This window comes from Algoriphagus hitonicola (genome assembly GCF_900113375.1).
Lineage (GTDB): Bacteria > Bacteroidota > Bacteroidia > Cytophagales > Cyclobacteriaceae > Algoriphagus > Algoriphagus hitonicola.
In genome coordinates this window covers 113,804-135,020 of the sequence record NZ_FOPC01000004.1, presented here as the reverse complement: position 1 = coordinate 135,020, position 21,217 = coordinate 113,804, and the positions used below count along the sequence as shown (strand labels likewise).

The 21,217-nt window shown below is 43.3% G+C and carries 16 protein-coding genes; 10 read left to right on the top strand and 6 right to left on the bottom strand.

Annotated elements, in window-relative coordinates:
- Positions 1-130 precede the first annotated feature (130 nt).
- From BM043_RS06890 to BM043_RS06880, 3 genes are all read left to right on the top strand, one after another.
- Positions 131-2,419, top strand: a complete 2,289-nt coding sequence (locus BM043_RS06890; protein WP_092790131.1) for a T9SS type B sorting domain-containing protein — start codon at positions 131-133, stop codon at positions 2,417-2,419.
- Positions 2,420-3,071: 652 nt separating this feature from the next.
- The gene (locus BM043_RS06885; RefSeq protein ID WP_092790129.1) at positions 3,072-4,097 is read left to right on the top strand and encodes a PorP/SprF family type IX secretion system membrane protein; all 1,026 of its coding nucleotides are present in this window, start codon (positions 3,072-3,074) and stop codon (positions 4,095-4,097) included.
- Positions 4,098-4,152: 55 nt separating this feature from the next.
- Entirely contained in the window at positions 4,153-5,682 is a 1,530-nt protein-coding gene (locus BM043_RS06880) for a cryptochrome/photolyase family protein (RefSeq protein WP_092790493.1), read from the top strand.
- Here the strand turns inward: BM043_RS06880 and BM043_RS06875 are convergent.
- From BM043_RS06875 to BM043_RS06860, 4 genes are all read right to left on the bottom strand, one after another.
- Positions 5,679-6,743, bottom strand: a complete 1,065-nt coding sequence (locus BM043_RS06875) for a porin (protein ID WP_092790127.1) — start codon at positions 6,741-6,743, stop codon at positions 5,679-5,681. The genes BM043_RS06880 and BM043_RS06875 overlap by 4 nt on opposite strands.
- On the bottom strand, positions 6,740-7,660 hold the full coding sequence (locus BM043_RS06870; protein ID WP_092790126.1) for a mechanosensitive ion channel family protein: 921 nt from the start codon (positions 7,658-7,660) through the stop codon (positions 6,740-6,742). Before BM043_RS06870 ends, BM043_RS06875 begins: the two co-directional genes overlap by 4 nt.
- A 323-nt stretch (positions 7,661-7,983) precedes the next feature.
- Positions 7,984-9,213 (bottom strand): ammonium transporter, encoded by a 1,230-nt coding sequence (locus BM043_RS06865; RefSeq protein ID WP_092790124.1) that lies wholly within the window; start codon positions 9,211-9,213, stop codon positions 7,984-7,986.
- A 30-nt stretch (positions 9,214-9,243) separates the two neighbouring features.
- A complete protein-coding gene (locus BM043_RS06860; protein WP_092790491.1) occupies positions 9,244-9,582 on the bottom strand; it encodes a P-II family nitrogen regulator in 339 nt (112 codons plus the stop codon).
- Positions 9,583-9,862: 280 nt separating this feature from the next.
- On the opposite strand from BM043_RS06860, the gene BM043_RS06855 reads away from it, so the two are divergent.
- From BM043_RS06855 to BM043_RS06835, 6 genes are all read left to right on the top strand, one after another.
- A complete protein-coding gene (locus tag BM043_RS06855) occupies positions 9,863-10,768 on the top strand; it encodes a nucleotidyltransferase family protein (protein ID WP_092790123.1) in 906 nt (301 codons plus the stop codon).
- A gap of 620 nt (positions 10,769-11,388) precedes the next feature.
- Positions 11,389-11,565 (top strand): hypothetical protein, encoded by a 177-nt coding sequence (locus BM043_RS19480; RefSeq protein ID WP_177188432.1) that lies wholly within the window; start codon positions 11,389-11,391, stop codon positions 11,563-11,565.
- A gap of 8 nt (positions 11,566-11,573) precedes the next feature.
- Positions 11,574-12,170 (top strand): pseudouridine synthase, encoded by a 597-nt coding sequence (locus tag BM043_RS06850; protein ID WP_092790121.1) that lies wholly within the window; start codon positions 11,574-11,576, stop codon positions 12,168-12,170.
- Between the two features lie 389 nt (positions 12,171-12,559).
- On the top strand, positions 12,560-13,531 hold the full coding sequence (locus tag BM043_RS06845; RefSeq protein WP_092790119.1) for an AAA family ATPase: 972 nt from the start codon (positions 12,560-12,562) through the stop codon (positions 13,529-13,531).
- Between the two features lie 185 nt (positions 13,532-13,716).
- Positions 13,717-15,216, top strand: a complete 1,500-nt coding sequence (locus tag BM043_RS06840; protein ID WP_092790117.1) for a hypothetical protein — start codon at positions 13,717-13,719, stop codon at positions 15,214-15,216.
- 112 nt (positions 15,217-15,328) lie between these two features.
- Positions 15,329-18,208 (top strand): TonB-dependent receptor, encoded by a 2,880-nt coding sequence (locus tag BM043_RS06835; protein ID WP_092790489.1) that lies wholly within the window; start codon positions 15,329-15,331, stop codon positions 18,206-18,208.
- A gap of 626 nt (positions 18,209-18,834) precedes the next feature.
- Here BM043_RS06835 and BM043_RS06830 read toward each other — a convergent pair.
- Both BM043_RS06830 and wecB read right to left on the bottom strand, forming a co-directional pair.
- Complete coding sequence (locus tag BM043_RS06830) at positions 18,835-19,323, bottom strand: cupin domain-containing protein (RefSeq protein ID WP_092790115.1); 489 nt, start codon at positions 19,321-19,323, stop codon at positions 18,835-18,837.
- A complete protein-coding gene (gene wecB / locus BM043_RS06825) occupies positions 19,320-20,417 on the bottom strand; it encodes a non-hydrolyzing UDP-N-acetylglucosamine 2-epimerase (RefSeq protein WP_092790113.1) in 1,098 nt (365 codons plus the stop codon). Before wecB ends, BM043_RS06830 begins: the two co-directional genes overlap by 4 nt.
- 132 nt (positions 20,418-20,549) lie before the next feature.
- On the opposite strand from wecB, the gene BM043_RS06820 reads away from it, so the two are divergent.
- Positions 20,550-21,215, top strand: coding sequence for a hypothetical protein (locus tag BM043_RS06820; RefSeq protein ID WP_245752978.1), 666 nt, complete (start codon positions 20,550-20,552; stop codon positions 21,213-21,215).
- The last annotated feature ends 2 nt before the right edge of the window (positions 21,216-21,217 follow it).

The window sequence follows — 21,217 nt, the reverse complement described above, 5'->3', positions numbered from 1 at the left end:
TGTTATTTCGCTATCAAATAATGCGAATATCTAATTTTAACAATTAATATTCTGTTTTGACGGTACATTATGATGTATTTCAAATGCAGTATTAATAGGACAAAAAGAAGATGTTTTAGCGACTGGAAAGATGAAAAAACGGGATTACATCAGAAAATTTCAAGTGATTGCTTTGCTGTTTTTAGCAATGTGGTCTTTTGATGCCTTTTCCCAAAAATCAGAAACTACCGGTAGTGCCAACCACCGTGATGGAAATTATGATGGCATTCGGGTGGAGGTTAGCGGAAAGCTAGCGCTATGTTCTCATTCTGAAAAAGGGTTTATCATTCTTGATGTTTCAGGGGGAAAAGCTCCTTATACATTTAAATGGAATACCAATGAAACCACGCAGAATCGCGACAATCTAAACGCGGGAACCTACACCGTAGAAATCAAAGATTCTAATGGTCTGGTTCATATCGAACGGATCATAGTTCAACCCCCTTTTCCCTTGATTTTGGATCCTGTAGAAACTCACGATGCCTCCTGTGGCTCAGCTAAGGACGGCTACGCCAAAATTGGGGTGAAAGTTGGGAGAGGCGAACCATATAAGGTGGTTTGGAGTCATGGACCAAAGGACGTATGGGAGCTTTCGGACTTGAGCGCTGGCACTTACACTGCAGTGGTTTATGACATGTACAATTGTGATGTATCCGTATCCTTCGAAATCAAATCACCGGAAGGTGGCATTAACGTCTCAGAAAATATTGGAGGGATTTCCTGTTCGGGAGAAAATGACGGAAGCATCAATTTGGCTGTTGCCGGAGGAGTAGCTCCTTACACGTACAAGTGGAATACAGGAGCCACCAATAAAGATATCTCTAACTTAAGTGCTGGGAATTATGAGGTAACCATTACTGACTCCAACGGCTGTTCGTTCTTTGGTTCTTATGCCGTGACAGCTGCAAGCCCACTGGAAATTAACAGCAGTACCGTACCGCCGCTTTGCAATTCTGCCGACGGAAGCATCAGCTTATCGGTTTCTGGAGGAACCGCTCCATTTACCTATGATTGGAATACCGGCGCGACTTCTTCAGTGTTGGAAAACCTAGCTGCAGGAACTTATTCTGTGGTGGTGACGGATGCCAATGGTTGCTCGATTAATAGTTCATATTCACTCTGGGATTCTTCCGATCTCGAAGTAGAGGCACAGGTAAAAGACGCGAGTTGCCAAGGAAATCCTGATGGCACAATAGCGCTATCGGTAAGTGGCGGTGCTACACCTTATACTTTCGCTTGGTCGCATGGTCCTTCCGATTCCAGTTTGACCGAACTTGAACCCGGTGACTACGAGGTGACTGTGCAGGATGCCAACGGATGTCAACAAGTCAAATCATTTACTGTAGCTGCGAAAACCAGCTTGCATGGTACTGTCCTCAGCCAGCAAAATCCCTCTTGCTTTGGGGCTGCGGATGGTCAGGCAGAACTGGAAGTGAGCGGAGCAGTAGGGGAAATTAAAGTTATCTGGTCAGATGGTGTTGAGGGACCACTCAAGCGAACCGACCTAAAAGCAGGGACTTATTCCATTCAGATATTGGATGAAAATAGCTGTACCCTCAATCAATCGCTAAGTATCACAGATCCCGAACCGATTCAGGCTCGGATCAGTACCGTATTTGAAACCGATTGTGAACTCGGAATAGTAAAAGGCAAAGCGGTATTGACGATCACAGGAGGAAAAGAGCCTTATAAAATTAACTGGAATACCGGAGACAAAGATTTGAGAGAAATACCGGTTTACCAATCAGGAATTTTGCAAGTGACTATCACTGATAATGTTGGCTGCCAAGCAGAATCTTCCATTGATTTGGATATGCCTGCACAGAGCGCAAACCGAGCAAGAGTTTTGGATTTTGAATACCGAAAAGTAGAATTCTCCAATGAGCCGGAGGTATTGGTCGGAGAGGAACTGGAGTTTATTTCAGAAATTTCCGAAGACCTGAGAGATTGGACTTGGGATTTTGGGGATGGCATTGTATCCAATGAACGCAATCCGGTTCACGTGTTTGACCAAGAGGGAGAATTTCAGGTTACTTTGACTGCTTTCGATCCTTTGGGCTGTCCGGTGACTGAAGTTAATGCAGTTCTTGTTACCAATGAAGAGGCTATGATGGTCGTGCCCAATGCATTCACTCCTAATGGTGATGGATTGAACGATACGTTCATTCCAAAAATGAGAAGTGTCAATACCTTTAGTTTAGAGGTCTTTAATATTTGGGGTGAAAAGCTATTCATCACTACTGATATTGAAAGCAAGGGCTGGGATGGTTCCTATCAGGGAAATCTCGTACAGCCGGGAAATTATGTCTATCGAATCCATTATTCAGATCTTAAAGGAGAAGAGTTTACGCTATCAGGAGGAGTGACCTTGGTCCGATAAAAACTAGTTCGATTACCCTTAATCAAGCTGCTGAGAGGCAGCTTTTTTTGGCCTTAACTAATTCGATTAAGGATAATAACCCATTAGCATTTTCTCCATTCTGTCCATAGTTAATAGAATTTGGGCTTGAAGGGGCTCAGCCTCATCTTTATTACGGCTTTTCGATAATGGATAGGCAATGATTATAGACTTAAATGAGAAATTTTACATAGCGAAAAAAACGCTTTTTAAATAACTTATTATATATTTTATATATAGCCCTATTTTTTTACAAAATGGCAGACGTTTAATTTAGTATACCGCTCAAAAAAAAATTTTAAAAATTATAATTTTTTTTAAAATAAATTATTTGGATAGATTGATTTTTATAATACCAAATATGCAACTCCTGATTTATTTTTTGTGGGATCTCCCAAAAGTATATTTTTTTAATCAGATTACTCATTTTCAGCAGGTTACTGACTGATTTTTATCATTTGCAAATCCAAATAATAGTTGCTATTTAACATTGTCACTTGAGTTAATGAGAAGATCATTTTGCTGATGTCGTGTTGCATAAAATTATATTCCAAAACACAAAAAGCAAAATTAAACATATAAAGATCAGATTTATGAGTCATAAATAGATTCTAAAATCAACAAAAAATAAATTATGAAAAAGGTCGTCGTCATATTGATTTTAGTCCTCTTGGGATCCCAAGGGTACAGTCAGGACGCCCAATATTCGCAGTTTTATGCAGCTCCGATTTATCTCAATCCAGCGATGACTGGTTCTACTGAGATGACTCAGATCGGTGTAAACTTTAGAAATCAGTGGCCGGGCTTGGATCAATCCATAACTTCCTACTCTGCATATGCCGATCATTATATTTTTGGTGCTAACAGTGGAATTGGACTGATTGTAAACCGCTCTGAGCAGAGTATGGCGAGCCTCAGTGTTTCCGAAGTCGGATTATCTTATTCCTATCGAGCCCGGTTGGGATTTCGTTCTTTTTTGAGATTTGGCGGTCAAGTAAGTTATATGGATCGTGATGCTTACTTCGGTAATATGGTTTTTGGCAGTCAGATCGATGATCAAAGCGGAACTATAGGGGATTTTAGTGGAGAGAACCTTGCCCAGGATCTGCGTCATCAGTTTGCCGATTATAGTTTCGGAGTGCTTTATAATAATGAACACGCTTGGTTTGGTGTTTCGGCACATCACATTACCCAACCAAATATTTCCTTTTTGGAAGGAGATTTCAGTAAATTGCCGATGAAGCTTTCCGCTCATGGCGGCGTGAAATTTGATCTATCTGGCGGAGCGTTCAAGTCTTATTACAATCAAACCTCCGGAGTTAAGGAACTCGCTTTGGCATTCAATTATAAAAATCAAGGACCGTTCCAGCAGTTGGATTTGGGTGCTCAGTTGAATATTCAGCCTTTGGTGTTAGGCCTTTGGTACCGTGGATTGCCGATTTCGGATGAGATGGGCACCAATCATGAATCTTTGGTTTCCCTGGTTGGGATTTCATTGGGTGGAGGATTGAGTGTCGGCTACAGTTACGATTATGTGGTTTCTTCTCTTGCCTCTGCCAATGTAAGCGGAGCCCATGAAATCAGTATTCGTTTTAGCTTTTTAGCGGGAGATTCCGACGGTGCTGGAAGAAAATCCTCCATGCCTTGCTTCAAATATTAATTTCTCATAAACAATGGATTCGAAAAGGGCTTTATCATTTAAAGTCTTTTTTTTTATGGCCAAAATTTTACGCTTAATTCTGGGCGATCAGCTCAACAGAAATCATTCTTGGTTTCAGGATAAAAATGAGGATGTAATCTATCTGATGGCAGAAATGCGTCAGGAAACAGATTACGTTATTCACCATATCCAAAAGGTGCTCGCTTTTTTCATATCCATGAGAAATTTTGCAGAGTATTTAGATCGTGAAGGCCATCAGGTCAAATACTTTGAAATCGACGAAAAAAGCAATCCGCAAAATCTGGAGAAGCTGGTCCAAAGCTGTATCGATGAGTTTGAAATAGAGGTCTTTGAGTATCAACTTCCCGACGAATACCGACTGGACCAGCAATTAAAGGAAATTTGCTCTCAGTTGAAAATCAAATCAAAAGCCAACGACACGGAGCATTTTCTTACCGAGCGGGAATATTTAGCTGATTTTTTCAAAAGGAAAAAGACCTACCTGATGGAATCTTTTTATCGGGAAATGCGACGGAAATTCGATATCCTTATGGACGGAAAAGAACCCGTGGATGGCAAGTGGAATTTTGATCAAGAAAACCGATCTGCCCTGAAGGATAAGCAGCTTTTGCGAAAGCCCAAAACTCATCCCAAATCAGTCAAAAAACTACTCCAGACCATCAAAGATGCGCAAATAGAAACAATCGGAAACGTAGATCCCGAAAAGTTTACTTGGCCGACTAGCCGGGAAGAGTGCCTGGAGATTTTAGATTATTTCTGCGAAAGGCTTTTGGTCCATTTTGGAGATTATCAAGATGCTTTGACTACCTGGGATCCCTTTCTTTTCCATTCCCGTCTGAGTTTTGCGATGAATAGCAAAATGCTGTCTCCGCTGGAAGTGGTACAAACCGTGGAAAAATACTGGGAGGGCCATCGGGATGAAATATCTATTTCCCAGGTAGAAGGTTTTATCCGGCAGATCATCGGATGGCGGGAATATATGCGTGGCGTCTATTGGGCCAAAATGCCCGACTATGCGGAGATGAATTTTTTCGGACACGAGCGAACCCTTCCAAAGTGGTTTTGGACCGGAAAAACTAAGATGAAATGCCTATCGGAATCCATCGGTCAATCGCTGGACTTGGCTTATGCCCACCATATTCAGCGACTGATGGTAACGGGAAATTTTGCTTTGCTCGCAGGCATACATCCTGATGAATTGGATCAATGGTATTTGGGTATCTATATCGATGCCATCGAATGGGTAGAAATCACCAATACCCGTGGCATGTCTCAATTTGCTGATGGGGGAATAGTCGGTACCAAACCCTATGTCTCTTCGGCAAATTATATCAAAAAGCAGGGTAATTACTGTGATCACTGTGCCTACAGCCATAAGGAAAAAGTGGGGGAAAAAGCCTGTCCGTTCAATAGTTTCTATTGGCACTTTTACGATCGAAATCGGGACAAATTGGAGAAAAACCCCCGAATCGGGATGGCTTATCGTACCTGGGACAAAATGAAAAACAAGCAAGAAATTCTCGATCAGGCAGAGAAGTATCTTAATAACATTGATTCGCTTTAATCAATCGCAAAAGCTAGGGAACCGAGCAAAAAGTAATTTTCTGAATTTCCGCCTCCCGTACCTAATTCCGGACCGGTCAACCAGCGTCCCTCCAGTCGAAAAGTCGCTGCCTCGAAGAGCTTCCAATCCGCATTGAGAGAAAGTCCACTGGTTTTGATTCCTTGATCCACCAGGCTAATAGAGATGGCCTGAAAAGGGTCATTATAATGCTCTACCCGAAAAGCAGAGGCAAATTTTTCGGAAAAGCGCTTTTGCAAAATGGCAGACATTCCCCACCAATTCCGGTCAAAATCAAAAGGTAAGGTCCGTCTTCCTCCATCCAGCCTTGCTACCAATCGCCACCCTTTTTCAAACCTAAAATCACCAATGAAATTGGTAAAATAAATCATGGTCTCTGCCTCCAGCGGTTGATCAGTGCCGAGGAATGTACTCCAGTTGATCCGCGTGTTTTCAGAGGGAGAAAAAGTGGCCTGAGTTCCAAAGGAGGGACGGTTTCTTCCGGGAATAGCCCGGATTCGTTGCCAGCCATTCAGGTAAAAAAAGGCCAAATACCAGCGCTCGTCCATCTGCCAACTCAAGCGTACGCCGGTCTCAAAATAAGGACTGTTTTCGGCTATAATGGATCGGGAAAGGCTGGGGTTTTCGATAGAAACGGCAGATTCAAATCCAATATGTGAAGGCAAAACCCCAGCATCCAACCAGAGTCTTTTTTCACGATCAATGGCCACCCCTACATTGGCTTGATGAATCCACTTAAATAGCTCCGGTTCATTGGCGTAATTGTCCCGAACGTAGGTGCCCTGATGGATTCCCAGATTTGCCCGGAAAAAGTCTGATTTCACGCTCATCGTGAAGAGTGCCAGATTAACTCCAAGACGATTTTGTTTGGTGTGATTGTAAAGAAAAGGAAGTCTTCTTTCGATTCCCATTGGGTCCACAAAGTCATGCCCGTAATACAAATCCAAGAATCCCGAAAAATCCAATTCCAAGGTTTTCTCTTTTTCTTGTCCAAAAGATTGAGCTGCCCAAAAAACGATAAAAATGCAGAGTACTTTTCTCATGATTTTACTTCCCCTTCCAGTATAATCCGCGTTCGAGGAAGTGACTGAGGATAATTTTTCTGTAAGAACTCAATCATTTTTTCCCGGACATGCACCCGAAGGTCCCATGCGGTCGGGGAGTTTCTGGCCGAGACCAAAATCCGACTTTCTACCGTTCCCTCCTTAGCATCGGTGACTTGAAGTATTTTTGTTTTCTTATCCCAAAGTGAGGTGTTTTCCAAAATCCGATCTAGCTCTTTGCGAAGCTCATCAAATGGCACGATGTAATCCGTATACAAAAAAACCGATCCAATGATATCAGCAGAAGTGCGAGTCCAGTTTTGAAAGGGATTTTCCAGAAAATAAGTTGTCGGCAGTACAAGTCTACGCTGATCCCAAATCCGAACCACCACATAGGTCAGATTGATCTCTTCGATCCAGCCCCATTCGCCCTCTACCACCACGGCATCATCCAGTCTAAAGGGCTGGGCAAAGGCAATCTGAATTCCGGCAATCAGTGCTCCAATTGCTTTTTGGGCGGAAAAACCAATGATAATCCCAGCCACCCCAGCTGAAGCAAATACGCCAACTCCGATTTTCCGGATAGGCTCAAAAGAGATCAAGATCAATCCAATTCCCAGGATAATAATGATAAAATTGGCGATTTTCTGTAGGATATTGAGTTGTGTGTAGATTTTTCTGGCCCGTAGGTTATCTTCCTTGCTGATGTCGTATTGTTTGAGAAAAATGATCTTAAGTATCCCAGTAAACGCCAACAAACACCAAGCAAAACCAGAAATGATCAGGATGGTATTCATATGAGGAAGCCAAGACCAGATGCCCTCCCAAGAGGAAGATTCTTCCTTGAAATAAAGCTTGGCGATCACCAAACAAATGGTCACTAAGAGCGGAATGATCAATCGCCGATAAATTTTCATAGAAAAAATGGGTTGGTAGTGGCTTAAGTTAACAAAGGAATGAATTTAAACAAAAAAACAGGTAGATCTTGACGTTAGTCTTTTTACAAAAGGTATACCCTTAATCATGCCTTCGTTTGGATAAAATCGGATTTTTGAACTTTAGATTGGGTCAAAAATATCCGTATTTATAATAGGAGGCTGTCTCATAAATAGCTTTAATATAAGCCTGACCCTTCGATTTCGAGACTCTCGTCTCTCCAGTGCTCAATGTGACAAACTTCTCTTCTGAGACAGCCTCTTTTTCGGTTGGTGGTAAATAAATTAAGGAGTTTTCCTTCGGTTTAGTCCTTGGTGGCAAAATCTGGATAGGCACGCATCCCGTGTTCGTTAATATCGAGCCCCTCTATTTCTTCTTTTTGGTCCACTCGGATTCCAATGGATTTTTTGAGCGTAAAAAGAATGATTCCAGCAAATAGAAAGCAGAAAAACCCTACGGCACCAACGCCGATTAATTGGGAAATAAACTGATTCCAGCCAGCCAGTTCTCCGAAAATTCCTACTGCGAGCGTTCCCCATATTCCACCGATTAGGTGAACCGATATGGCACCTACCGGATCATCGATTTTGATTTTGTCAAATAAGACTACTCCAAATACGATTAACCCCCCACCGATGAATCCGATAATGGCCGATTCACCCACGCCCATCTGATCAGCCCCAGCCGTAATTCCTACTAATCCCGCTAGAATTCCATTGAGTACCATGGTGATGTCATAGGATTTGAATTTCAAATAGGAAACGATCAAGGCCCCAAATGCTCCTGCAGAAGCTGCGATGGAGGTCGTCACAAATACCCGCGAGACTGCACCGGGATTAGCGCTGAGTACAGAACCGCCATTGAAACCAAACCAGCCAAACCAGAGTAGGAATACGCCAAAGGTGGCTAGTGGTAAATTATGCCCGGGAATAGCATTCATACCGCGTTCGGTATATTTCCCAATCCGAGGTCCCAGTAGAAATGCCCCGACTAGGGCACCCCATCCACCCACAGAGTGAACGATGGTAGATCCCGCAAAATCATAAAACGGAGTATCCAGCGTATTCAAAAACCCTCCGCCCCACTTCCACATGCCGACGATAGGATAGCAAATGGACACATAGAGAATGGAAAAAAAGATAAATGGGCCTAATTTGATTCGCTCGGCTACAGCTCCTGAAACGATCGTCGCAGCGGTAGCTGCAAACATGGCCTGAAAAATAAAGTCGGTGAAGTAGGTATATCCCGCATTGTAGTTGGATGAATCCCAGCCCTCGGGAAGACTTAAGCCAAATCCGGCAAAGCCCACAAAAGATCCCTCAAATCCAGATCCCGGGTACATGAGATTAAATCCCACAAGCGCATAGGTCAAAATGCCGATGGCGGGGATTATAGTATTTTTAAAGAGAATGTTGACCGTATTTTTGGCACGGGTGAGACCGGCTTCCAGACTGGCGAAGCCCAAATGCATAATGAAGACCAAAATCGTGGCCATCATCATCCATAGATTATTGACAGTAAATAGTTCTTGCATGGGTATGAATAGGTTCGGTGGTTTGAGCGATTAAAGGGCGTTTTCCCCAGTGTCATTGTTTCGGATCCGATAGGCGTCAAGGACATCGAAAACAAAGATTTTCCCATCTCCGATTTCACCTGTTTTTCCTTCTTTGAGGATGCACCGGATGACTTCGTCTTTGAGTTCATCCGGCACTACGATTTCCAGTTTGGTTCGAGGAATGTAAGCCGGTTCATAGGATACCCCACGATACATTTCCTGTCGCGCATGCTCAAAACCCATCCCCTTTATCTCATAAAAGGAGAGGAATTTGACCCCTAATCCAGAAATGCAAGCATGGATTTGGTCAAAGCGCGATGTTCTGATAATCGCTTCAATTTTTTTCATTTTTTCAATCAGGTTTGAGATTTGTTGGAAATTTAACATGAAAGTAATTCAAAAAATGAATAAAAGTCAAAATGAGGATAAAAAAATATCCTGATTAGCGATATTTGGAATCAAAAAGTAGGAAACAGGGTGTTTTTCTAAACTTAGTTTTGCCTTATTTTACTTAAAAATTGAAAAAATGGGGTAAAATAAAAAGTGAAGAGATCCGGTTTGAAATTAGTCTTGCCTTGTACCCCGAATCATTTCGATTAATTTTGCTTCGTTTTCAAAAAATAATTTCATGACTCAAAAACCAACATTACTCGTTTTAGCTGCCGGAATGGGAAGCCGATATGGCGGAAACAAGCAAATTGACGGCTTTGGCCCAAATGGGGAAACGATCTTAGAATATTCGATTTATGATGCAATCCGGGCGGGCTTTGGCAAGGTGGTTTTTATAGTTCGTGAGGAGATATTGGAAGTGGCCAAGGAAAAGTTTCTACCCAAGCTCGAGGGGAAAATCGAAGTAGATTGGGTCATTCAGTCTTTGGATAGTTTTGTGCCGGAAGACTTAAAGCAGTCAGACCGAGTGAAACCCTTTGGTACCGCACATGCAGTGCTTTGTGCCAAAGACGCGGTGAAAGAGCCTTTTGCGGTGATTAATGCCGATGATTTTTATGGTAAGGAAGCATTTGAAGTACAGGCAAAATTTCTGACCCATGAAGTAAAGCCGGAGCTGCATTCCATGGTCGGGTATGCGATTCAAAATGTCCTTTCTGAAAACGGAACAGTAAGCCGTGGAGTCTGCACAACCAACGAAAAAGGACAGCTGATTGGAATGATAGAGCGTACTTCCATCGCCCGTGAAGGGGATAGAATCATCAGCCGAGGTGAAGGAGAGGTTATTGAGATTGCTGAAAACACGCCGGTTTCCATGAATTTCTGGGGCTTTCATCCAGCCGTCTTTTCGGACATCGAAGCCATGTGGAAGGAATTTCTCCCTGCCAATCTGGAAAACCTCAAGTCCGAATTTTATATTCCTACAGTGGCTAATAATCTCATTCAAGAGCATAAAGCAGCTTTTGAAATCTTACCGGGTGGGAAAACCTGGTTTGGAGTGACCTATACCGAGGATAAGCCGGTTGTAATCGACTCATTGAAAGAAATGCATGCATCCGGAGAATATCCCAAAAAGCTCTGGAATTGATTAAGGAGGCTGTCTCAAATTTGAAGTTTGTCACATTGAGCGCCTGCCTCGCCGGCAAAGGCAGGAAGTCGAAATGTGGGCTAGAATGATAGAAATGGCCTTCGACTCAGCTACCAAAAGACAGAGATGCTTAATATCACAAAATTGGGGTCAGTCCGAGCGGAGTCGAGGACGCTTCGACTCCGCTCAGCCTGACCAAAAATTTGATTCAAACCATAATTTTCGTCATCTCCTTTTTGTATGTTCGAAGAATATTTAAGACTCAGGCTGACATTTTAGCGATTTATGAGACAGCCACTTTTTTATTGGCTTAAATAATTTGCTTGGTTTCCAAAGGGTTTGGAATTGGAATCATTTTTGTCGAATTTTTTATCAGAAAAAGAGGAACTTCTTTTCCTTTCTTCCTATTTTGAATGACCAATCACTTTAACCTGGATTATGTTTTTGAAATCGTAGCGAGGCATTAAAATGTAATAAAATCAGTCACTTTGGAGATCGAGGCGTGGCATCGCTACGATGAAATCGAAAAGGGAAGTGAAACAACTGATTTTGAAGCATTTTTATGACTGAGTAGATTTTCAAGTGCATATTTCAGGTTTTAACCCTTAAACCACCTTTTTATGAGCGAAGTACAACTGAAGGAACTCGAATCACAGATTGCCGAACTCAAAGGCAAATTGACAGGCGACATGTTTCAGGACATGGATGTACGCGATCAAATCCACAATCTTGAAATGAAACTCAAGGGCGTTAAGCCGATGGATTCCAGCATTGATTGTGTGGGCTGCGGAAGTTAATTTAGGTTTTGGCACAGTACTTTATTATTTACAAACCCTACGGGGTCTTGAGCCAATTCAGCGGAGAGGGGCAGACACTTGCCTCTCTTTTTCATTTTCCCAAAACCGTCTATCCCGTCGGACGACTCGACAAGGATAGTGAGGGTCTTCTGATTATTACTGACGATAAATGGCTCAACAACCAACTTTTGAATCCAAGGTTTGGACATGAGCGAACCTATCTCGCACAGGTGGAGGGAGTTCCCGATCAGGAAGGATTGCGCCGTCTTCAAAAAGGTGTGGAAATCAATGTGGATGGAAAATTGTACATGACCAAACCTGCGATTGCTAAGATTCCTGCAGCCATTCCTGGGTTGCCCGATCGCGATCCTCCGATTCGCTATCGCAAAAACGTGCCTGATACTTGGATCAGTCTGACCTTGATTGAGGGGAAAAACCGGCAAGTTCGTAAAATGACTGCGGCGGTGGGACATCCAACCTTACGGTTAGTTCGATGGTCGATTGCGCGATTGACGATTGAGGGTTTTCGGGTAGGAGAAGTAAGAGAGATGGCCCAGGAGGAAATTTATAAATTATTGGGTTTGAGTGGTTTTCGGAGGAAGTAAAGTTAAGCGTTTTTTGGGGGGCCAAGCTGGTCCAATGCTACCAGTGGCAGCCAGGTCTGAGGACCTTGAACCAAAAGAGCAGGATAAATATTTAAAAAACCCCTCGGAGGGTTCTATCCTTTCAATTCCGTTGTCCTGCTTCTCCAGAAGCTGGACTAATTCGGAGGCAGTTTTAATCCTGCTTTCGGAAAACAGGATAAGTCAAATACAATAACTTTCAAGAATCTTTGCTCCCTCGCGTCTTTGCGGGAGATTATCCGCATTGCGATCCTTCTTAAAAATTCCTAAAAAACCACCTGACATTCGGTCAAAACCGCTGTTAAGAATTAAGATTGTGATCGGGATAAAATATCCTATTTTAGTCGAATTAAAAGCTAAAAGAAAGCTCCATGCATCAGGAAAAAATCGCAGCCGTAGTAGAAGAGGTCAGAAAAGTAGTCGTAGGACAAGAACGAATGGTCAACCGCTTGTTGATCGGACTTTTCACTAATGGACATATATTATTGGAGGGTGTACCAGGATTGGCAAAGACCTTGACGGTAAATACGCTGGCCAAAGTGCTTCATTTGGATTTCAACCGAATCCAGTTTACCCCGGATTTGTTGCCATCAGATCTGATCGGTACGATGATTTACAATCAGCAGAATGGAGATTTTGAAGTGAAGAAAGGACCGATTTTCGCCAATTTGATTTTGGCGGATGAGGTCAACCGATCTCCGGCTAAGGTACAGTCGGCCCTTTTGGAAGCCATGCAGGAGAAGCAGGTCACAATCGGGGAGACTACATTTCCACTCGATAGGCCATTTTTGGTTTTAGCTACACAAAACCCGGTGGATCAAGAGGGAACCTATCCTTTGCCTGAAGCGCAGGTCGATCGATTTATGATGAAAGTACACATTGAATATCCGAGCAAAGCTGACGAAATGGAAGTCATGCGTCGGATGGCCAATATGTCTTTTAGCTCGGAAGTCAATGCGATTCTATCTAAGCAGGACATTTTTGACATTCGGAATCAAATCAACGAGATCAAAATAGCAGAACCACTTGAGGAATATATCATTGAATTGGTTTTTGCCACACGATTCCCAGAACAATACGGATTGAAGAACGAAGCCAAATACATTCAGTTTGGAGTTTCACCACGGGCCAGTATCAATTTGAATCTCGCTTCCAAAGCAGTAGCCTACCTTGACGGCAGAGATTATGTGCTTCCTGAGGATATCAAAGAGATCGCCGAGGATGTGCTCAATCACCGGATTATTTTGAATTATGAAGCAGAGGCCGATAATATCAATACGCGTAATCTGGTAAAAATTCTCTTGGAAAAAGTTCCGATTAACAAGTCGGTAACATTGAAATAACACAAAAATGGTTTAAATGGGGCTTTCTGACAGGGAAGCCTTTTTTTTTGTCGATTCTGTTAATTCAGTATTAAATTCTGAATCGATTTTTAAAAAAAGCATAATTCGAATAATTCTCTTGCCGCGAAAAATTGAGTCAGTTTTGTACCGTCATCTAAGGCAAAACCATAACTTAATTAATAACAATGAAAAAGTTCAACTATCTCTTTCTACTTTTCGCAGCCATCACCATTGGCTTTACGAGCTGTGAAGACGATCCCGAGCCAGACAACGGGGTTACTATTTCTGGAATTCCTGCTACTGCTTCAATTGAAGCTGGAGGTACACTTGGTCCGGTAACGGCTACCGCTACCGCACCTGATGGATTGGCCGAATTGGTTATTACCAAAGACGGAGCAAATTTCGCTACTGTTCCTTTATCAGGGACATCCGCTTCTCAGGAATTTGAGTACACAGCTGAAGAAGCGGATGCCGGAAAAAGCATCGTGTTCGAATTCACTGTGTCTGATGTGGATGGAGACGAAGCTACTGCGACTCACGTGTTGAACGTAGGTGTAGATCAGACTGAATTCAGAATCGAGTCTAACATTACCGAAGATCAGACTTGGGAAACTGGAAACACTTACATCCTTGGTGGAAGAATCGCTGTAGAAGCAGGGGCTACCTTAACTATCGAAGAGGGTGTAGTGGTAAAAGGTGAAGTAGGAACTGGCGCTAACGCTACGGCTCTTTTGATCGCTCGAGGTGGTACTTTAAATGCAAACGGAACGGCTGACGCTCCTATCATCTTTACTTCTATCGCTGATGAAATTCAGCCAGGAGAAATCGCTTCTCCAAACCTTGATCCAGATCTTTCCGGTCTTTGGGGTGGTTTGTTGATTTTGGGTAATGCGCCTTCTTCTTTTGCAGGTGACGTTTCTGAAATCCAAATCGAAGGAATTCCTGCATCTGATACCAACGGTCTTTACGGCGGTGATGCGGCTGATGACAACTCTGGATCTATCACTTACATCTCCATCCGACACGGTGGTGCCAATATTGGTGAAGGAAACGAAATCAATGGCTTGACCCTTGGTGGAGTAGGATCTGGAACAACCATCGAAAACGTAGAAGTAATCGGTAATCAAGATGATGGGATCGAGTGGTTTGGTGGAACAGTAAACGTAACCAACGCAGTCGTTTGGAATTCTGGTGACGATGCGCTTGACACTGACCAAGCTTGGGCTGGAACTATGGATAACTTTATCCTAATCTGTGGAGATGAAACTGACCACGCGATGGAAATCGACGGACCTGAAGGTTCTTTCAACGCTGCTCACACTGTGACAAACGGATCAGTAAAAGGAAACGATGTTTCTGAGTTCGGTGACTTCAGAGATGGAGCGAGAGGAACATTCTCTAATATTTACTTCTTCGGATTTGCTAATCCTGCTGATACCGACGGCCGTGGTGATCTATCCATCAGTGGAGATGCATCGCTTGCTAACTTCCAAGGTGGTGTTTTGAACTTCGCAAACCTTGAAGTTGCACTAGCTGAAGGAGCTTCTTTAACTGATGTATTTAGAAACGGAACAGATGCTGAAGCTACTGCAGTAGAAGCTGGATCAAACACTGTAGGGGCTGACAAAGCACCTTTCGCAGGTTGGTCTTGGGCCGATGTAGCTGGAGAATTGGCTGATTTCTAATATCGATTTAACCTTATAAAAGGAAGGAAGGTCTTGCAAGGAACTTCCTTCCTTTTCTTATAAAATTGAATCATTCATTTGCTGTATGAAAAATCAAAAAACCCATTCGTTCATGAAACGAATATTCATCTTTAGCCTGCTTCTAATCACCCAATTAATGGCAGGCTATTCCTTTGCCCAGAAAGGAACCCTTCGAGGAGCTATCTATGAAGAAGCTACCGGAGAGCCACTATTCGGTGTCTCCGTATTAGTCAAAGAACTTGGAATCGGAGCAGTTACTGATTTTGATGGAAAATTTGAAATCCAGGCTGATCCGGGAACCTATACCTTACAAATTTCCTACATCTCATATTCTACGGTTGAATTGACCGCAGTAGAGATCAAAGGAAGTGAGGTAACGGTATTAAATGATATTTTGATGGCGGAGGAAGCCTCCGAACTGGAAACAGTGACCATCGCAGCAGCGGCAATTCGTACGACCGAAAATGCACTGATGTCTGTTAAGCGAAATGCTCCAAATCTGATGGACGGGATTTCGGCCAGTACATTCAGACAAATCGGAGACGGTGATGCAGCCGGCGCAGTAAAAAGAGTAACCGGAGTATCCATCGAAGGCGGAAAGTATGTCTATGTTCGTGGCCTTGGTGACCGATACACCAAAACTGTCTTGAATGGCGTGGATGTACCTGGACTTGATCCGGACAGAAACACCATTCAGATGGATATTTTTCCAACTAATGTGATCGATAATATTATCGTCTCCAAGTCATTCTCTGCTGATCTTCCTGCTGATTTTACAGGGGGTGTAGTAGATATTGCTACCAAGGATTTTCCTGAGGAGCGAACCATGAAATTGGGGGTTTCTGGAGGTATTAATCCTTCGATGCACTTCAATAGCAATTATATCAAATACGATGGTGGTAAAAATGATTGGCTAGGATTTGATGATGGATCTCGAGCTATTCCGACAGGAGGAAGAACAGATATCCCTTCTTATGGGGATGTCGTCGGAAATCCCAATAACGCTGCTGGAGCAGAATATCAATCAATTCTTGGGTCTTTCAATAAAACCCTAGCCGGATATCGCACCAATAGCTTGATGGATTTGGGGGTGAGCTTTTCCCTCGGAGATCAGCTGGCAAGAGAGAAAGTGACCTGGGGATATAATTTTGCGCTGACTTATAAAAACGACACCGAGTTTTATCAGGATGCGGAATTTAATCTCTATGCCAAGCCTCGTGAATCTACCGATCGGGAGCTAGAGCCACTCGAAAGACAAATGGGTGACTATGGAGTAAACAATGTGATGCTAGGCGGAATGGCCGGAATCGCCATGAAAACCGATGCATCTAAGTTTAGATTAACCTATCTCCACTTGCAAAATGGAGAGTCCAAAGCGGGTGAGTTTGATTTTGTCAATACCAACTTGGGAGCCAATTTTGAAGCCAAGCAGTACAACATCGAGTACAGTGAGCGATCACTGAGAAGCATTTTGCTGGGAGGTTCACACTTCTTGGGTGGAAATCAGTGGGAAATCGACTGGAAAATTGCTCCTACTTTATCAACTATGGATGATCCGGATATTCGATTTACTCGATTCCGTTTGCCAAACAACACCATTTCTACCGAGGTAGGCTTGCCGACCAGAATCTGGAGAGAATTGGAGGAAATGAATTTGGTGAATAAAGTAGACTTGACGCGTCGAATCACGGCATTCCAGTCCGAAGGGAAACTTCGATTCGGAGGTAGCTACGTCATGAAAGATCGGGATTTCAATATTCAGACCTTCCAGTTTGCTACGGGAAATACTGATCTTTCTGCTGGTGATCCCAATGCGATTTTGAACCCTGAGAATCTTTTCTCCGAGGATAATAGAAACGGCGTGCGCTACAACCCGGACTTTATCCCAATCAACCCGAATGAATACCAGTCTGACTTGACCAATGTAGCCGGTTATGTTTCGACTGAATTGAATCCAATCGATCGACTAAAAGCTATCGCCGGAGTTCGGGTAGAAAAGTATACGCAGTTCTACACCGGTACCAACCAAGGAGCGACGATCGTTTTTGACAACGAGAAGGTATTGGATGATTTGGACTTCTTCCCTACCCTGAATTTGGTTTATGGATTGAAAGAAAATCAAAACCTTCGACTTTCCGCCACCCGTACGATAGCCAGACCTTCATTTAAGGAGCTATCCTATGCTGAGATTTTGGACCCGATTACGGGCAGAACTTTCATCGGAGGATTATTCCCTGAAACCACTAATGGCGGAACTGAAGTCCTTTGGGATGGTAATCTGACTGCCACTCGAATCAACAACTTTGACTTGAGATGGGAATCTTTCCAAGAGAGAGCACAGATGGTTTCTGTCAGTGCATTCTACAAATCCTTTGATAAACCTATCGAAATCGTTCAATTCCTTTCCGATCCTGGATCTTTCCAGCCTCGTAACGTAGGTCGTGGTACCGTGATGGGCCTAGAGCTTGAGTTGAGAAAATCCTTGGCTTTCCTCGCTCCAGCATTGGAGAACTTCATGTGGAATACCAATTTGACCGTAACCGAATCTCAAATCAAAATGTCTGAATCAGAATTTAGATCCAGATCTTTGACGGCTCGTGAAGGCGAAACCGTATCCGATACACGGGATATGGCTGGTCAAGCACCTTACATTATCAACACCGGATTGTCTTACCTTAATTATCTCACTGGATTTGAGGCAGGTGTATTCTACAATGTACAGGGGCCAACTTTGAACTTTGTTGGATTTGGAAACAGAACCGATACCTATACCGTACCTTTCCACAGCTTAAACTTGAACATCAACAAGTCGTTTGGAGCTGATGAGCGAATTCAGGCAAATCTGGGTGTTGAAAACTTATTGAATGACAAGCGGGAAGTGGTCTTCAGCAGCTATGAAGCTCAAGACCAAATCTTCACCCGATTGGCTCCGGGTACCCGAGTGAAATTCGGCTTTACCTTTTCATTCTAAAGAAAGAGAAAACATATTTCAAAGCCTCCAAATGTCAATTTGGGGGCTTTTTTTATGGTTTGAAAAGCCACTAATTCACGAATTATTTTTGTTCTGTCCGGCCCCGGTTTGGTTCCTCACGAATCGGAATAAATCGATTTGTGGAAAGAAGTGAGTGATGACACTCACTTCGGCATGAAAATGAGTGTAGGCCTGCCATTGCCAGTAAGAGAAGCTCTCAGTTTGGTGATAAAGTGGTCTGTAGACACTGACCACGGCGAGAGTTGTTAAAAAATTTGGGCTAAGGCACCATTTCTATTCAAGCATAAAAATTCAATTCGTGCATTCGTGGCAAAAAAAGAAGCCACTAATTCGCGAATGGCTTTCCGTGGAATCGGCAAGAAACCAAGTTTCATTTTCTCCCGTCTCCGGTCTCCCGCCTTCCCTTCTCCTTCGGTCTCCGGTCTCCGGTCTTCCTTCTCATTTCTAATCTCTCGGCTCTTATTTCTTAGCTTTCGCCTCTGTTCGTGTCCTCACGAACAGGAAAAATCTTATTGCGTGTTCACCAGGGCAGAAGGAAAAAAATGGCAAGTGAAACACAGACCACGGCGAATTATCTGATTCGTGCATTCGTGGCTTACGACCTTTTATTTGCTCAACCTCAAAATGATCTCCTCATTCTCCGGAAACTGAGCGAGCAAGTCTTTTCTTCCTAATAATTCAAAATCCTGAAAGTCAAATCCCGGCGCCACCACACAGGAGACTAAAGCATAGCTGTTTGCTTCATCTACCGTACTGCCAAAAATCACTTTGGCAGGAACTAGCTGTTGGGGTTTGCAATTATTTATTCCGATCGGCCCGAGCTGGAGCTGTTCATGCCCTTTTTCACCCAGCAAATGCACCGTCAGCGAACTACCCTCATGCCAAAACCAATGCTCATCACTTTGGATCCGATGAAAATGGGAAACATCCTCTGATCGTAGCAAAAAGTAAATCACTGTCATCAAGCTTCGCTCTCCATTTGCGATCATTATCATCTCTTCGGATCGATAGGTTTCTGCATAAAATCCACCTTCGGGATGCGGCTTCATCTTTAATTCTTCTACGAGCTGAGCGATGCGGACTTGGGTATTCATGCAGAATAGGCCTTTTTTAAAATTGAAACTATTCGCTCGGCGGTTTTCCCATCCCAAAGCGGAATGCCCTGGTATTGTTTCCATTCTCCGGCCATGATTTTTTCCAAGTAGGGCTTGAGTTTGGCAGGATCCGTCCCAACCAATTCATTGGTGCCGAGATGGATGGTTTCGGCCCGCTCAGTATTGTCCCGAAGCGTGATGCAGGGGACGTTCAAGACGGAGGCTTCTTCGGTAATTCCCCCCGAATCTGTAATCACGGCTTTGGCATTTTTGACCAGGTAGTTGAATTCCAGATAGCCCAAGGGTTCGCACATGTGAAGCCGGTCATCTTGAATACCGATGGCTTGCAGGTTTTTGGCGGTTCGGGGATGTACGGGAAAGACGATGGGTAAATTGCCCGTTCCATCCAAAATCGCCTGAATCATGGCTTTTAATTTATGCTCCTGATCCACATTGGCGGGACGGTGCATGGTCATTATGAAATAATTCCCAGACTGCAGCTGCTCAAACAATTCGCCTTCGGGCTGCTGGAATCGAGGCAAATTGGCCAAAAGCGTATCGATCATGGTATTACCCACGAAGTGAATTTTTTCTTCGGCAAAACCACTTTTCCGGAGGTTCTCATTGGCAATCTCAGAAGTAGTAAAAAAGTGATCCGTAATCGAGTCGGTCACCATGCGATTGATTTCCTCCGGCATGGTCAAATCACCCGAACGAATTCCTCCCTCCACATGGGCTACGTCAATGCACAGTTTTTTGGCGGTGATTGAGCAAGCGAGCGTACTCGTCACATCGCCAACCACCAAGACCAAATCGCAGGGATTTTCCATCAGTTCCTTTTCAAAAGCCACCATGATAGCGGCTGTTTGTTCGGCTTGGGTTCCTCCTCCTCCGCCGAGGTTGGCGTGGGGCTCGGGGATATTAAGCTGCTCAAAAAAGTCTCCCGACATCTTTTTGTCATAGTGCTGACCTGTGTGGATCAGACGGAAATGGAGATCGGGATGGTTTTGTTGTTGCTTTTGAATAGCATGAATAATCGGAGCGATTTTCATAAAATTTGGTCGTGCTCCAGCGACAATGGTAAAAGTCGGCATGATACTGGTAGAATTTGTTGCAAAAATAAGGATTCAATTATAGTGCTAAGGATAAATTGCAGAAAAATGCTTCATCTGATTTAGAGCGATTTTCGTTTATTTGTAGACTGTTAAAAAAACTATTAAGCGTACATGAATTTTGGAGGTAGAAAAAGAATAGCCACTCTATTCTTATTTTTCGGGTTGATGATCAGTTTGATATCGTGTACAGATACGCTGGAATCCACGGTCATGGTCTATGAAAATGATTTTTCAGATCTGGATTTGGCAGGATTTGAGAATGGGAAACTTTTTATTTTTCAGGAAGATACGATTGCGGGATTTTATCATAATGACACGGTCGCTTTACGGCTGACAGATTTACCCACGCATAATGTATTAAAGATCACGACCGAAATTCTCATTCACGACACCTGGGATGGCAATGCGGATGATGGGGTTGGCGGGCCGGATTATTGGTACTTTGGTTATGATAATCAAGAGGTGTTTCGGACGACTTTTTCGAATTCGCCCTGTGAATCGACGTATTGCCTTTACCAATCCTATCCCAATGATTATTTCAGACAGAATCGTCCCAAGCAGGGAGCGACCCAAACCAATATGCCGGGATTATGTCTTTTTGGAGCTTTTCCTAATTATACCACTCGATACAGTATTTCAAAGTTGATTCCCCATCAGAATCCAAATGTGCGCATATTTTGGAATAGTGATTTGAGAAATGAGGGAATTCCCGACCCGGTCTGTGATGAATCCTGGTCGATAGCAAAAGTAACAGTGGAGGCACTCGTAGTAAACTGATC